A 15,889-nucleotide genomic window follows, 5' to 3' on the forward strand; every position below is an offset into this window, starting at 1 on the left:
GGTTCTTTCTATTAACTAACAGTACTTTCTATTAACTGATGGTTCTATCTATCAACCAAGCGTTCTTAGCCTGATATTAGGCATAATAACTAATTCCATCACGCTTTGATGCGACATTCAATTCAAGATTGCTGCCACTATCAAGGTTTTCATCACCTTGGCCATCATTTGTGCGGTTAGTGCCGGATTGTTGCTCACCATTGTTGTATCTATCCTGTCCCTGACCAGAGCTCTGTTGCTGAACTGACGAATCAGCTAGTTGTAGGCCTTGTTGAGCAAGCATCTCCCTCAAGCGAGGTAAGGTTTGTTCAATCACCTCTCTTGCCTGTTGATTACTAACCGTAAAGTGCACGTTCGCCACATCATTATTCATGGTCATGCGGATTTTCATCTGACCCAATTCTGGTGGATCGAGACGAATGTCCAAGTTCTTGAGGTTCTTAGACATCATCATTTGGACTTTTTCCGCGACCTGCTCATTGGCTAGCTCTTTGGTGAGCTGTAAAGGCGCTTGTTGAGCAGCTTGAATTTCAGCTCGCGTAGGTGCTGAACCAACCGTTGCAGTACCTTGTGCGCCAGCCGCAGAAGCGATCTGCTGGGCCAAGGTCGAGTCTTTAGAATCTTCTTTAGCACCCGCTTTACCCAAACCAGACAATGCAGCGGCACCAGCGCCTGCTTTAAGAAGCGCGTCAGTCGAACCTGCTTTTGTGGCCGCTGGCGTTGCAGTCATCGCTAGGCTTTGTGCCGTTAAGCTTGGGTCTAAAGCCGCTTGCTGCTGCATTGGAGCTGCATTCCCTTGTTGTAATTGCTGAGCCGCTGCCTGTTGAGCCGCATGCGCATTATTGGCGTGCAGCATTGCCGCCTTATCCGTAAGAGCATTGTTTGCTGATTGAGAAGCGGCCTGCGCTGATACTTGTTGTGCAGCCGTCGCTACTGCCGTTGTTGATGCCACCGCGGCTAAGGCTTTGGCTTCATTTGAATCAGTGTTGTCCCAATCAATAGCGGCGGGTTCACCGGGTGTGCTGTTCACGTTCGGATCTTGGCTTAGTAAAGCCGTTGCTTGCTGTTGAACATTGGTTAGCTGTTGATTCAATACTTCTAAGTTAGAGGTTGCTTGAGCCAGCGCAGCTTGCTCATCGACCGTCAACTTAGCGCCACTTTGTTGCTTTTGAACCAGACCATCGACAACAGACTGTTCTGATTCGATTTGTCCATTCAATTGGTTTAACGCTTTGGTATGGGCATCAACCTGTTTTGCAAGTTCCATATCCGCTGCTGAGAGTGCTTGACTCTGATCGGCAGCAACCGCACTGGCCGCGTTCTTTTGGCGCAACTCTCGGCTCATACTCGCTTCAATTTGTTCTGGGGTGACGCCTTTATCCATCAACTGTCGAATTTCATCATCAGTCAACTGTGAAACACCCTTACCTCCGGTAAGCACGGCAATTTCAGAATCGACCTCAAGACCGTTTTCTTGATTTGTTGCATTGGTTTGTTGTGCTGATTTACCCACGGTGTCGGTCGCAAGAACGCCCACAGCAGTCGCACCTACAATCTTGCCTTGAGCTTCATCAGCCTTCACTTGCTGAGGCAAGCCTTTGCCGTTGTCAGGTTGATTCAGTGTTTTGTTTGCCTCGTCCAACTGACCAAGCAATTTATTGCCTTCACTCATCGCAGCACTAGCTTGAGATGCCCCCTGAGCATTCAGCTCTGCGGATTGTGTATCAGAATCACCTTTGGGCTGAGCCGCAGCCAAGGTATCGTCATCAGACGGTTTCGACGAGGCTTTATCGCTCGACGGTGAATTTAGTTCAGACGTATGTTCAGTAGCTGCGTTGCTAGTAGCCGTATTTTCAACATCCGTCGCTGCTTTAGCTTGCTTGGTTTGAGCTTCGCTAGCCTCATCAGCGATCCTAGACTCAGTTGAATCACCTTTAGTCTTTTCAGCCGATACTTCGTCTTCCGCAGAGGTCTGTTTTTCGTCTGATTTTGAGGCGTCATCAGTGTCTTTTACTGCCGCTTTGCTGTCACTTTCTTCAAAGCCTAGCGCTTCTTTAAAAGACTCTAAGAAACCTTTAGAGTCGCCGGTCTCTTCTACCTTTGAAGAGGCAGAACCGGTGTCCAACAACGATGACGTTTTGTTGGTCGCTGAATTTGAGGAAAGGCTAACATTCATATATACAAGCTCTATCTACTAGCTTTGCTGCCATAAATCGGACAACAAAAAGAAAGTCGGGTGCTTTTCATGCCTTTGCTGGGCATAACGCGCAATTTTATATAAAACGGAGCAAGAAACATGCCTATTAGTTCTGTTCTCACAATCTGAACGGCAACACCTTCGTCATTCAGGGCTTAGGATCACATCTTCTTTCGGCCATACATCAGCGTCGAGAACTCATCCATTTGCTTTTGTTCTCGTTGATCTTGCAGCTTTGCCTTCTCTTTCTGTTTTTTCTCCATCAACCACTCGTAGGATTTACGCTTTTTACGTAGCTCCATCCAGTAGTTTTGGCAGTTGTCGACTTGGTTTTTAAAATGATGCTCCGCTTCTCTCTGTTTAGATAATGTTTCATCTAGTTGAGTTAAAAAACGGTTCAAGTGACCGTACTGACTCGCTGTGAGTCCTGCTTTTCCGCGGTCAATAAGTTGCTGACAGTAATCAAGTCGGTACTTTTCAATCTGAGCGACCTGCTCATAGTAACCTTGAAGCTCTGAATTCGCTTTGTTGAGCGCGAGTACGGCTTGGTTCTCTTGATCCTTGGCTTGGTCGAGCAAAAATTCTAATGCGTTATCCATGACTAACCTTATTCATTCGTTAGCCACCCAATACATGTTTCAACATGTTGACACACATGTCATAGGGAACCGTTTCTTTCATTTTTTGCTGTAGGTACTCATCCAACCTCGGTTTCAAGGTGAAGGCACTATCAATAGCAGGATCAGTTCCCGGTTTGTAAGCGCCAATCGATACCAAATCTTGGTTTTTACGACAGATAGACAGTACTTGGCGCACCGCTTTCGACATCAATACATGTTCTTCGGTGGTGATTTGCGGCATAACACGACTGACGGATTTCTCAACATCAATCGCAGGATAATGTCCGGCATCGGCCATCTCACGCGATAAAACAATGTGACCATCAAGAATCGCTCTTGACGCATCGGCAATCGGGTCTTGTAAGTCATCACCTTCAGTTAAAACGGTAAAGAAAGCCGTGATAGAACCTTGTTCATCGTTGCCGTTACCCGCACGTTCCACCAGCGCAGGAAGCTTGGCGAAGACTGATGGCGGATAACCTTTGGTTGCTGGCGGCTCACCCACAGACAAAGCAATTTCACGCTGAGCCTGAGCAAAACGGGTCAATGAATCCATTAATAAAAGAACATCTAAACCTTGGTCGCGGAAGTACTCAGCTACAGCCAGTGCAGTTTGGCAGCCTTTCAATCGCATCAGTGGCGATGAATCCGCAGGAGCAGCGACCACCACAGATCGTTTACGTCCATCTTCGCCAAGAATCTCTTCAATAAATTCTTTAACTTCTCGTCCACGCTCACCGATTAGACCTACCACCACCACTTGTGCGGTTGTGCCTCGAGTCATCATCCCGAGCGTGACCGACTTACCAACACCGGAACCAGCAAACAGACCAATACGCTGACCTTTACCCACCGTCAGCAAACCGTTTATGGCCTTCAAGCCAACATCGAGCGGTTCAGAGATAGGTTTTCGAGCTAAAGGGTTGATTGGCTCAGCGTTAAATGAAGCGCGTTGTTCGGTATAGATTGGACCTAGCCCATCAAGTGGATTACCCACCCCGTCGATCACTCGGCCAAGCAATTCCATTCCAACAGGGATACCGCTTTCAGTGGTCACGGGGGTCACACGAGCGCCAGGTAATATCCCAGTGATTTGTTCACTCGGCATCAAAAATAAGTTATCGCCAGAGAAGCCGACGACTTCGGCTTCCATCTGACCAGACATGGTTTCTACTAAACACAGGCTGCCGATGGGTGCTTTACAGCCGGTCGCTTCAAGCGTTAAGCCAACAACGCGTACTAACTTACCAGAGGCAATTGGTCGCGATTTTAGCCCTTCGACTTTGTATTGGCTGAGACGATTTGCTAATTCAAGCATTACTCATGACCCTGATGACGGTTTGCGCCACAGAAGTTTTGAATGACGTTTTTCACACGGTCTTCCATACGGTAGTTAACGCTCGACTCACCCGCTTCGATTTGTACGTCACCACGATTGAGTGCCGGCTCTGCAACTAACGTCCAATTGCGGCAATCCAATTCAGTTTCGCCATACGCAGAACGAATAATCGCGACGTCTTCGGGATTAAGCTTCAATGTGATCGCATGACCTGAGATCGGCAACGACTCGACCGACTCTTTAACGGTATCTAATATGATTTGTGGGTTGGTTTGCACTTCAACATGAACCACTTCTTTGACCATGGTCAGTACCATGTCCACCAATTGCTTCTCTACCTGAGCGTTCATCAGCTCTAAAGGTTGAGCAAACTGGTTGGCTAGCCCCATAAAGATGGCAACTTGCTGCTGAATGTACTCTTGACCAGCAGTCACGCCTTCAAGCTTGCCGGCTTGGTTGCCTTCTTCGTGGCCTGCAGCAAACCCTTCTTCTTTACCTTTATCGTAACCCTGTTTAAAGCCAGCTTCTTGCCCTTGATGAAGCCCTTCTTGATAAGCACCTTGCTTAATCAGTTCGATTTGCTCTTCAGTCAGAACAAGCTCTTCGTCTTCAATGGCTTCTTCAACCGTCGGCATCCAACTAGGATCGTAATTAAAGGCCGTTTCTTTGGCTTGTTTATTCACATCAGAGGTGTAGTCAGGCAACCCCCATTTCTGAGGTTGGGCAACCGTATTATCTTCTTCAGGGCGAAGGAAGCCGCGTTTTCTATCACCTGACATATCAGTACCTATCTATGAATGCGTCCAGCTGCATTGTAAATTCAAGCCGTTGAACGGAGTTAATCTTGGGTTCGAGATTGGATAAAGAAAAGCCCCAACAGTGTGGGGCTCTTGAGGTTTCTGTATTAAAGGAACTCGTCGGCGCCACCAGACAGCATAATCTCGCCACTGTCTGCCATCTTCCTCGCAATACCTAATATCTCTTTTTGAGCCGCTTCCACGTCGGAGACTTTTACTGGCGGCATCGCCTCAATGTCGTCTCTCATCATATCGGCAGCACGTTTAGACATGTTCTTGAAGATCTTCTCACGTAGACCGTCATCAGCACCTTTAAGCGCTTTCTGTAGAACGTCTTGTGGAACATCACGCAGCAGTCGTTGAACACCTTGGTCATCAACTTCAATAAGGTTTTCAAAGACAAACATAAGATCTTGAATCTGCGTTGCCATATCTTCGTCTTGATCACGGATTTGATCCATCAAGACGCCTTCCACATTATTGTCCATGTAGTTCATGATCTCAGCCGCAGCTTTCAGGCCACCAATTTTGGCAGCTTGAGCACCCGCTTGACCCGCAAACTGTTTCTCCATGATTTCGTTCAATTCAGCAAGAGCCGAAGGTTGAACTTCTTCAAGGTTAGCGATACGCATCATCAGATCCAGACGAACTCTTTCTGGGAATTGAGACAGAATCTCAGCCGACTGATCAGAATCGAGGTACGACAACACAATGGTTTGAATCTGAGGGTGCTCGTTGATGATGATACTCGCCACCTGACGAGGATCCATCCACTTAAGTGAGTCCAAACCTTTCGAGCCAGTACCAAGAAGAATTTGATCAACAAGGTTATTCGCCTTGTCTTCACCCAAGGCAGCGACCAGCGCATTACGCATGAAGTCTTCACTGCCCATACCAATGTTGGTGTACTTCTGAATATCATCTAAGAAAGCACGGTGAACCGCTCCCACTTTTTCTTGGGATAGATCAGTCGCTCGCGCCATTGCACTACCCACACGCTGAACCTGCTTTGGCTCTAGGTGACGAATAATACCAGCAGCGTCTTCTTCATTTAGACTTAGCAGCAAGATCGCAGCGCGTTCATCGCCTGAGATTGAACCGATATCCACGCCAGAGACATCAAGTACTTCACCACCTTCCGTTTGTTGTGGAACTATTTCGTTAGCCATCTACCATCCAATTCTTAACTACTTGAGCTGCTAGCTCTGGTTCATTCGCTACAAGAGCACGTACTGCTTTCAGCACGTCTTCGTCTTTATGAAGGTTAGGTAAGTCGATGCTTGAACCAAATTCAAACAGCTCACCACCTTCAATATCACCACCAATTAAGCTGGTTTCGCCGTCGGCGCCAATTGGCATACCATCAGGGCCGTACATTTGATCATCATCGTCAGCTGCTGGGTTAAGCAGTTTCTTCATTGCAGGGCGAACAAGTACCAATACCACGACGATAATAACCAACGCGCTCGCAAACCAACGTACCCAATCATTGAAGTTTGGATGTTCCCAAATTGGTACATCAGCAACAACATCCGTCACTTGTGGTGCGAACTGCATGCTTAAGACATTGAGTAAATCGCCACGATTTTGGTCAAAGCCGACAGTACCAATCAGCACCTGACGAATCGCATTAATTTCGCTGGCAGGGATTGGCGTATGAACTACTTCGCCCGTATCAGGGTTCAGTGATTGACGGTCTTTGATCGCTACCGATACCGTCTGGCGGTTAACCGTGCCACTCTGTTTACGTTCATGGCTGATGGTTGTGTCTAGCTCAAAGTTTCGGGTCGCTTCTTTGTGAACCGAGCCTTGCCCCGTCATCGCACCGTCTTTCATCTGAGCGACATCTTGAGGAATTGAAGCATCTGCTGGGGGCTGGTTACTCAAAGCACCAGGAATACCAGCCACAGTGTTACCGTTGTTGTAATCTTCTAACGTGTATTCACTTCGAGTCGCTGGCGTATTCGGATCAAAACGTTTTCTCGTTTGCTCCACAGCACTAAAATCAAGCTGAATATCAACCTGAGCGGTATAGTTACCAAACCCAAGAATAGGAATTAGGATAGAGTCAATTTTTTCACGCAGCGCTTGCTCTTGATTGCGCTCTAACTCATGTTCTTTACGACGCGCAGCTGACATCGGGTCTTGAGAACCTGAGTTCAACAGTCGGCCATGCTGATCGGTCACCGTGATACGTGAGGTTTTCATTCCCGGAACGGCACTTGCCACCATGTCGACAACAGAATCAACTTCTTGCTGCTTGAGATTACTGCCAGTTTTCAGAGTCAGAAATACGGAAGCTGAGGCTTCTTGATTGTGACGAACAAAGACACTCTGCTTTGGCAAGGCTAATAAAACCTGAGCTTTACGTACCTGTTTCATCTGCTCAATGGCTTTCGCAAGCTGTCTTTCACGACTTAACTTAAGGCGCTCTTGCTCTAAACGTTGTGATACACCAAAACCCATGTCTTGCATGAGGATGTCATCACCAGCGTTTCGCTCTTGATTCAAACCCGCTCGTACCATATTAAGCTTTAATGAGTTGTACTCACTAGCGGGTACCGAGATAGTGTTACCTTCAAGAGTGTATTCGATCTTTTGTAGATCCAAGTAATCAAGAACGGGAATCAACTCTTCTGTTTCATAAGCCCCTAATGGACGCATTTCTGGCTCTTTCACCCAGAAAAACAGCATCACAATCAGCGCTACACAGATAGAAATAGATAGGACTAAGACGACCTGACGAAGTAAATCGAGATCACCGACGGCCATATCGAACTTAGAAGAACTGCGTTCACCTAGATCGGGATTTTGCCCTTCTCCGTCAAGCTCCGAACCTGCAATGAGTGCATGGTCATTGCTATCGCTTACGGTTAAATCTGTTGTTTGACTATTATCTGCCACTATTTAATTACCCAACTTATACCGGCATATTCATCAGCTCTTTGTACGATTCGACCAATCTATTTCTAATTTGGATCGTCGCCTCAAAAGCCACACTAGATTTATTACGAGCAATCATCACGTCCGATAGAGACACGCTTTGGTCGCCACTATCAAAACGAGCTTGAAGATCACCTGAGGTCTTTTGTAATGAGTTCACGTTATTAATGGCCTGCGTCAGCATGTTGCCAAAATCTGCACCGACCGCTTGCCCCGTTGCAGCAGGACGCGCGCTAGCAGCTTCAACCATCATTGCCTGCATTTCGCCTTGTAAACCATCTATTCTCATCTACTACCTCAGGAGTCAAAATTATGACTATCTATTTAGCTGTATTATTGACAGAGCAATTAGCGTGCCACACATTAAATTGACTAGATATCGTATTACACTAGTCAGAAAGCTGACACTACTAATCTATCCTCAGTTTGGGATATCTATTCCAGCATCGCGCATTTTCGCCAACTTATAACGCAATGTGCGAGGGCTAATGCCCAACTTTTCTGCCATTTCTTTACGTCGGCCATTACAAGCGATCAGCGTCTCAAGAATAATTGCATACTCTTGATCTCGTAGCTCATTTCCAAGCCCTTCGCTGGCAGCCACGACTTTACCAATAGGGTTCGCTTCAGCAATCGGCTTGATGTCTGGCGCTGCAACACTGTTGCCTTCAACAATTTGCTGTAAGCCACTTGCGTCTTGCCAATCGACACCTTCAAGCAAGATGTGCTCACCTGAAATATTTTCTTGCTCACTCAGAATTAGAGCGCGCTGCACGACATTATCCAGTTCACGCACATTACCCGGCCACGGATAATTGACGAGCTTACTGATGGCTTGCTCGGACAGAACAGGAACGGGCATACCAAGTTTGGTGCAATGGCGCTCAACCAAGTGCTTCGCAAGCGGCTCAATATCGCCTTTACGTTCACACAGTGCTGGCCAAGTAATTGGAAATACATTCAGGCGGTAGTATAAATCTTCACGGAAATTCCCTTCAGAAACATACTGCTTTAGGTCGCGGTTACTGGTTGCCAGAACACGAACATCCAGTTTGATACTCTTACGGCTACCAAGACGTTCAACTTCGCGCTCTTGCAACACGCGCAGTAGTTTCGCTTGTAGGCTAAGATCCATTTCACTGATCTCATCCAACAAAATAGTACCGCCTTGAGCTTGCTCAAATTTACCAGGACAAGCTTGAATAGCACCAGTAAACGCACCTTTATCGTAGCCAAACAGTGTTGCTTCCAACATGTTATCTGGAATCGCGGCGCAGTTAATCGCAACAAACGGACCGTCTTTACGGCTCGAAGCGTTGTGAATATAGCGAGACATGACCTCTTTACCAGAACCACTTGGCCCCAACACCATGACGTTAGCATCGGTTTTAGCCACCTTATCAGCCAACATCATTAGTTTGATGCTTTTCTCATCGGCAACGATGGCATCGCCATTATCATCCGATTTTACGGGAGCGTAACGGCTCACCATATTAAGCAGCACTTCAGGCGCAAATGGCTTTGCCATATAGTCTATAGCGCCCTCTTTCATTGCGGCAACGGCGTCTTCAATGTTGGCATACGCTGTCATCAACAATACTGGTAGATTTGGCCAATGCTGCTTGATATTTCTTAACAGTGCTAAGCCGCCCATACCTGCCATCTGCACATCAGAGACAACAATATCAACGGAGTTCGATTTCAATTTTACCAGAGCATCTTCCGCACAATCCGCTTCCAGCCATTCATAGCCAGCAAGCGCGAGAGTGTCGACAAGGGCTTCGCGTAGACCTTCATCATCTTCGACGATTAACACTTTGCTTTGAGCCATAGGATTCTCCAGTGTAAATTCAGTTAAAACTTATTAGTCTTCAGAAGAAGCGCTTCTTTCCAGCGGTAGACACATGGTAAAGCATGCGCCGTCCCCTTCTTCTGATATCAATTCCAGTCGGCCTTCATGTGCTCGACAGACCATTTGTACAACGGCTAAACCTAGACCTGTACCTTGCGAACGAGTGGTAAAGAAGGGTTCCATAATTTTACCTTGAAGCTCTTTCGGTACGCCGGGGCCACTGTCTTGCACTGATATCTTAAGCTCGCCGTTTACGGGCCTAAAAAAAACATCAATCTGCGATTCTTTACCCGCAATTTGCACTGCGTTCAAAACTAGGTTGCTCAGAGCAGAAGCTATAGCATTAGCATTGCCAAACATCTGAGTCTCTTCACCCTCAACTTCCTGGCAATAATCAATCTGGTTCGATTTTAATGCCGCTTCCACCATTGGGTGAAATTCAGTGATCAGTTCAGCGACGGTAAATGGCTTCACAACCTTGTTGTCTCCACCCTTGGCAAACAACAGCATGTCATTCACTTGCTTCTCTAAGTCATGGAGCCTATCCATAAGCTTAGATTGAAAGCGCGTTTTTGTTGCTGGCGGCAGGTTCGGCGCGGCAAGGTTGGATGCATACAGCATCGCACTAGAGAGTGGCGTACGAACCTGATGTGCCAACGAGGCCACCATTCTGCCTAACGACGACAAGCGCTGAAGATCACTCACGCGAGACTGTAGAAGACGAGTTTCTGTCAGGTCGGTAATCAAGATAAGTTGACCCGTGGTAGAAGCTGAAATAGCCAAACGAACCTTACGCCCATTCTTCAGTGAGATCTCATGTCCATCATCGTCTTTTGGGTCAAAGGCACTTTGAATAACCGAAAACCACTTCTCGCCCACCAGTTCCACACCTAAAATTCGATGCGCTTCTGGGTTCGCTTCCCTTACTTCACCATGAGTATCTAACAAGATGACACCTGCTGGCATCACATCAAGCACTTGCTTATAGCGCTCAACCTGCTGTTCAACTGAATCTAGGTGTGACTGATTTTCTGATTCGTTAGATCCGTGCATGTCAAAAATTTGCCTCAAATACTAAAACAGCCTGGCACGTAAAACACGCGTCAGGCTATTTGCTATATTTATCACATAGTTAAGCAAGCAACAACTCGACTATGCCCTCTCTATTCTCTCAACCAAAACGATGCTTTAACTCAACACCCGTCTTAATTTGATATCGCTGAACACGAATCTGAGCTCTATCGCTGTAGATTGTACTTCCGCATTTTTTCAACCAGAGTGGTTCTGCGCATTCCAAGCATGTCTGCAGCACGGGCAACAATGCCACCCTGCGCTTCCAAGGCTTGGTTGATCATGTTCACTTCCATATCCGCCAACAGCTCTTTCAAATTAACACCTTCTGGTGGTAACTCTTGAGGCGCATTGGCGTTATCGGCAAGATCATCTTGCTGATCAAAGCTGAAATCTTCTGAGAACAAATCAGAAAGTGCATCACGTTCTTGCTCTTCTTCCGACACAAAGCGATTAAATTCAGGCTGGAACTCAGGGATATCACTGTATCTATATTTAGTGGGTAGATGATTCACATCAACCAAGCTATTCGGATACAGGATAACCATTCGCTCAACGAGATTCGCTAGCTCACGAACGTTACCTGGCCAGTAGTGCTCCATCAAAGAATTGATAGCACGTGCCGTGAAGCAGATAGGCATACTGCCTTCCGCTTCCATTCGAGTCATTAGTTCTTGAAGCAACAGTGGAATATCTTCTTTACGATCTTGAAGCGCCGGCATTTCAATCGGGAATACATTCAAGCGGTAATAAAGGTCTTCACGGAACGAGTCATCGTCGATCATGTCTTCAAGATTGCGGTGTGTTGCTGCAATCACACGAACGTCAGCTTTAATGGTGCTGTTGCCACCTACGCGTTCAAAACAGCGCTCTTGCAGTACACGCAACAACTTAACTTGCATTGCCATTGGCATATCGCCAATTTCATCAAGAAACAGTGTGCCACCTTCAGCCAATTCAAAGCGACCTTTTCGTGCGGTAATTGCACCAGTAAATGCGCCCTTCTCATGACCAAACAACTCACTTTCGAGTAAGTCTGGTGGAATAGCACCACAATTCACCGGCACGAAAGGCCCAGAACGGCGCTTAGAGTGATAGTGAATATTACGTGCTACGACTTCTTTGCCTGTACCAGATTCACCAAGAATCAGCACGTTCGCTTCCGTAGAAGAGACTTGTTCAATTAAGTGACGTACTTCTTGAATGCCAGCACTTTGCCCTACTAGGCTGCGAAACAGTGTGTTCTTACGTGCCGAAGACACCACTTGAACACCCTTGCGGCCTAAGAAATCTTTACAGTGCCTTAATGCATCACTTAATTGCGGGTAGTTAAGAGGAAGTTCAAGCTCGCCAACATAGTTAGTTAGCTCGTCAACCGGGTGATTGTTTTTACCAATCACCAGTAAAGGGATGTGATTGGCGTGAACAAGCTTTTCATTCAGTAATGCGTTGAAGCCTTTACCTTTAATGGTACCAATAATGCAGCCGGCCCACTGTAGTGACCAGTCAACTTTACGTGCTTGTTCAGAGCTGATTACTTCGCAGCTCTCTCCTACAAACTCTAATATTGTGCTTAAATTGTGACGATCTTGAGCGCTATCGTCGACGACAAGCAGTTTTGCCAAACCTTGCATAAGTAGGAATTATTGCCTTTATTTTGGTGCGATGCAGAAAAACGGTGAGCGACGTAATCGATAAAACAGAGAAAAGTATCAATGATTATGGTCTACGTGGACAAATTTAGGAAATCAGCAACGAAAAAAGCCATTAGGCTATCTAATGGCTTCTATTTTATTTGATTAAAAAAATAAGGCAACCAACCAATTAAGGGATATGAGATTGGTTAAAACTGCAGTTTTTCTTTAAATACCTACGTCAGCAGACGTCAAGTTGTGATATTCGTTCGGAATTTGGTCCCAAGCGCTCTTAATTTCGCGGATAATATCGATAACATCATCAATAGGCTGTGGGTCATTTTTGTGATTTGCCGCAGAAATTTGCGTGATCATGAACTCATAAAGTTGATCTAGGTTTTTCGCAATATCGCCACCATCGTCCATAGATAGGCAACTACGTAGGCTAATAATGATATCCAGTGCCTTACCAAGTCGCTCGCCTTTCACTGGGATGTTGCCCGCTTGCATTGCCGCTTTACCTTGAATCAAGCGCTCGATAGCACCTGCCATTAGCATTTGTACAATCTTATGCGGTGAGGCAGCTGTTAGCTGACTATCCACTGATACCTTTTTATATGCCTGTAAAGAACCGCGCATAGTAAACCTCTTTTATAAAAACTTTTTGTATTGTTGAACTGATTTAGCGCCGTGACGGTATTTGTGTAGGGTCTTACCTACTCGACTTGTCTCAGACTGCATCAATTCGACTAATTTTCTGGTTCTGGTAATGGCTTCAAACCATTCAGAACTTTGCTTAACGTCGGGGTGTGAGTCGATTATTTGAAGCACGTTTTGCAATAACTGTTCTCTGTTATCGACAAGCCGCGTTATTTCTTCAGCATTAATTTCACTAAATTCAAGCTTAGAGATAATTAATTGATCGAGTTCACAAAGCTCTTGCAGCTGACTGTTCATCTATTAGCCCAACGCATTCATCATACTGCCCAGCTGGGATTGCATCTTGCTAGTCGCATCTTGCATGGCAGTAAACTTAGAATGTGTACGGTTTTCTAGGCTGTCCATGCGGCGATCGAGTGCGCTTTGGTCATCAACCAAGCGGTAGTTTTGCTCGACTAAGCTCTTTTCTCTAGTACGAATCGAGCCTGTGATACCAGTGATACCTTGAATTGCATCTTCCACTTTTTTGGCGAAACCGTTGTTGCCGCCAAAGAACTCACCCAACTTATCGAAGTTATTATTAAGTTGACGATCAAGCATGTCGTAGTTAATTTCTAGCGAGCCTTGCCTTGTGGTCGTGATACCAAATTCAGTCAATGACTTGAGATTATCAGGCGCGCCTTCAATACTTGATGAGAACACCCCTTTCAATCGCGAGTCGGCGTTACGTACAGTACTGTCGCCAGAAAGCGGCCCTTTTTGGCCAGTCGTTGGATCAACGCCCGCCAAGTTCTTAGACACTTGATAAAACTGATTGTAAGAGTTAACGAAAGATTCAATGTCTTGACGCACACTATTACGGTCGTACTCAACACCGATTTCAGCCGGTGGCTTATCTTTTGGCGTTTTTCCTTTCACCGTGATATCGATACCTTCTACGGCATCTTCAATCACATTGTTATTACTCGAAAGCTGTGCGACGCCGTCTAGAACGACCATTGAATCTTGCCCCGCCTGAACTTCAGCCATACCGCTATAGGTATCAAAAGACTGTTGTGCCTGTTCGAGCTCAGCTTGCACTTTATCGACTTTCTCTAAAAGCTCACGCTCTTCGGGTTCTAATTTCGCACGCTCAATTTTTTTGGCTTGTTCCGCGGTCAATTCGCCTTTTTGAACTCTCTCAGCCAAATCGGCTTTTTCTTGTGAAATTTTATCTTCGATTCGCGCTTGTTCAGCTTCAAGCTTTTGCTGAGCTTCTTTCGGTGTCACGTAGGAATCGGTCAGAGTACCCGAGGCAGCATTTGACCACCCCGGCACGTCAGGCGCCTTCTCTATCGCTTTTTCATCAAGCTCAAGTTCTGGTGTGTAGTAAGAATCTAGAAGAGTTCCTGAGGCTGTCTCAGTCCAACCTGGGATATTGTCTTCGGGCATCACAGACTTTGACGCCTGAGCTGCGTCTAGGGCAGCTTGACCATCGGCTGCGGCTTGCTCGCCGTAACTAAGACTTTGAGAGTCTCCGTCAACATCTGAGGCAGAATCGGTTTGGGTTGCTGGGATAACATTTCCGTCTTCATCGAGTTTTTCACTCGCATTTGGGTCATCGTTAGCGATCGCTTCATCGATGAGTTCAACGGCTTTTCCTGCAGGGGTTAGAGCAAGAACATCTTGTGCAGCAAGGCGCGCTTTCTCAAGCGCCTTCACACGCTCTTCTAGAGTTTTGTATTCGAGTTTTTTTAGAGGATTAGCAGCATCAGACTCCACATTAATGCTGATCTGCTGATCTGAACCAGACTGGTTCGAGGCGACAATAAGTCGTGGGCCTTCGACATCATTGATAATAGATGCACGAACGCCTGGATTGCTATCTGCGCCGTTTATACTGCGAACGACATCGATAAGTTTCGATCTGTCGCCAACTTGCACATCAAAGCTGTCATCACCAAGCGAAACCTGCAGCTTACCTGGGCCAAATTTCATGTCCTCTGACAGTACATCAGAAGCCACTTTATGACTCTGGGCAAGCTGCAACACATCGATGGCATATTTGCCAGCGATCGCTTCGGTAGTCGCGGTTGCAGAGACAAGACCTTCATCGGTACTTTCAACTGTTCGCACAGCAAAAGCTTTTTCCTGACGAAAGTTTGTCATCAGGTTTTTCATCGAATCAAGGGATTCTCTGAGTCTTCCATAGGCACTAATGCTGGTATCGATTCGCGTTCGTTCATTATCAATTCGTTGCTGTTTAGGTACACGCTCCGAATCAACAATTTTGCTGACCATGGAATTGATATCCATGCCAGACGAAATCCCCATTGGGCCAAAACTCATTAAACCACCTCAATAATACGACTTAAACCTTCACCTCAAATATTCTACTATTTGAATTTTGGGCTGCTAGGCGTCTTAGAATTTCAAGCATTTCTTCGTCAGGGATCTGGCGAATAATATCACCGGTTGTGGTCTCATAAATGGTAACCACATCTCTCCCCGACTCTTCATCGACTTTAAAGGCAACACCCTTGTTGAGAGAGGAGATAAACTCGTTTACCTTCTCTACCATCTTGACTCGCTCTTCATCGTTTAACTCTTGTCGATGTTGAGCTAATTGAATCGCCGCTTCGGTAGCTTGCTCTTTCGATTTTTCTACCTTGCCATAAGATGTTGCTTCTTTCAGTCGTGAAGTGCTCGACGCACTACTACCTTCATCGCTTGCAAATTTAATGCCATTAGGTGAGCCATAAGGCTGGATGTTCGATGCGTTGGATGGTATTTCCAT

At 46.2% G+C, this 15,889-nt stretch carries 13 protein-coding genes and 2 pseudogenes; all 15 read right to left on the reverse strand.

Annotated elements, in window-relative coordinates:
- Positions 1 to 76: 76 nt before the first annotated feature.
- Positions 77 to 1,717, reverse strand: a pseudogene (locus AACR09_RS06850) (flagellar hook-length control protein FliK); the annotation flags it as partial.
- Between the two features lie 45 nt (positions 1,718 to 1,762).
- Positions 1,763 to 2,176, reverse strand: a pseudogene (locus AACR09_RS24615) (flagellar hook-length control protein FliK); the annotation flags it as partial.
- A 182-nt stretch (positions 2,177 to 2,358) separates the two neighbouring features.
- Positions 2,359 to 2,796 carry a flagellar export protein FliJ gene (fliJ, locus tag AACR09_RS06855; protein WP_017076818.1) on the reverse strand — a complete coding sequence of 146 codons (438 nt, stop codon included), beginning with the start codon at positions 2,794 to 2,796 and terminating at the stop codon, positions 2,359 to 2,361.
- 19 nt (positions 2,797 to 2,815) lie between these two features.
- Complete coding sequence (fliI, locus tag AACR09_RS06860) at positions 2,816 to 4,135, reverse strand: flagellar protein export ATPase FliI (protein WP_010439337.1); 1,320 nt, start codon at positions 4,133 to 4,135, stop codon at positions 2,816 to 2,818.
- Positions 4,135 to 4,935, reverse strand: coding sequence for a flagellar assembly protein FliH (gene fliH / locus AACR09_RS06865; protein WP_017090977.1), 801 nt, complete (start codon positions 4,933 to 4,935; stop codon positions 4,135 to 4,137). Before fliH ends, fliI begins: the two co-directional genes overlap by 1 nt.
- 125 nt (positions 4,936 to 5,060) lie before the next feature.
- The gene (fliG, locus tag AACR09_RS06870; protein WP_017076820.1) at positions 5,061 to 6,122 is read right to left on the reverse strand and encodes a flagellar motor switch protein FliG; all 1,062 of its coding nucleotides are present in this window, start codon (positions 6,120 to 6,122) and stop codon (positions 5,061 to 5,063) included.
- Entirely contained in the window at positions 6,115 to 7,857 is a 1,743-nt protein-coding gene (fliF, locus tag AACR09_RS06875; protein WP_193836252.1) for a flagellar basal-body MS-ring/collar protein FliF, read from the reverse strand. The genes fliG and fliF overlap by 8 nt, the downstream gene beginning before the upstream one ends.
- 16 nt (positions 7,858 to 7,873) lie before the next feature.
- Positions 7,874 to 8,185 (reverse strand): flagellar hook-basal body complex protein FliE, encoded by a 312-nt coding sequence (gene fliE, locus AACR09_RS06880; RefSeq protein WP_004736198.1) that lies wholly within the window; start codon positions 8,183 to 8,185, stop codon positions 7,874 to 7,876.
- A 132-nt stretch (positions 8,186 to 8,317) separates the two neighbouring features.
- Positions 8,318 to 9,727 (reverse strand): sigma-54-dependent transcriptional regulator, encoded by a 1,410-nt coding sequence (locus AACR09_RS06885; protein ID WP_065206827.1) that lies wholly within the window; start codon positions 9,725 to 9,727, stop codon positions 8,318 to 8,320.
- A 33-nt stretch (positions 9,728 to 9,760) separates the two neighbouring features.
- Positions 9,761 to 10,801 carry a sensor histidine kinase gene (locus tag AACR09_RS06890; protein WP_017076823.1) on the reverse strand — a complete coding sequence of 347 codons (1,041 nt, stop codon included), beginning with the start codon at positions 10,799 to 10,801 and terminating at the stop codon, positions 9,761 to 9,763.
- Positions 10,802 to 10,986: 185 nt separating this feature from the next.
- A complete protein-coding gene (locus AACR09_RS06895; RefSeq protein ID WP_004736195.1) occupies positions 10,987 to 12,453 on the reverse strand; it encodes a sigma-54 dependent transcriptional regulator in 1,467 nt (488 codons plus the stop codon).
- A gap of 228 nt (positions 12,454 to 12,681) precedes the next feature.
- Entirely contained in the window at positions 12,682 to 13,092 is a 411-nt protein-coding gene (gene fliS, locus AACR09_RS06900; protein WP_004736194.1) for a flagellar export chaperone FliS, read from the reverse strand.
- A 12-nt stretch (positions 13,093 to 13,104) separates the two neighbouring features.
- Entirely contained in the window at positions 13,105 to 13,410 is a 306-nt protein-coding gene (locus tag AACR09_RS06905) for a flagellar protein FliT (RefSeq protein WP_004736193.1), read from the reverse strand.
- Between the two features lie 3 nt (positions 13,411 to 13,413).
- Positions 13,414 to 15,441: a flagellar filament capping protein FliD gene (gene fliD, locus AACR09_RS06910; protein ID WP_061024941.1), complete on the reverse strand. Its 2,028-nt coding sequence runs from the start codon at positions 15,439 to 15,441 to the stop codon at positions 13,414 to 13,416.
- Positions 15,442 to 15,463: 22 nt separating this feature from the next.
- Entirely contained in the window at positions 15,464 to 15,889 is a 426-nt protein-coding gene (gene flaG, locus AACR09_RS06915; RefSeq protein ID WP_004736191.1) for a flagellar protein FlaG, read from the reverse strand.

The sequence above is a fragment of the Vibrio sp. OPT20 genome, from assembly GCF_963889365.1.
GTDB lineage: Bacteria > Pseudomonadota > Gammaproteobacteria > Enterobacterales > Vibrionaceae > Vibrio > Vibrio splendidus.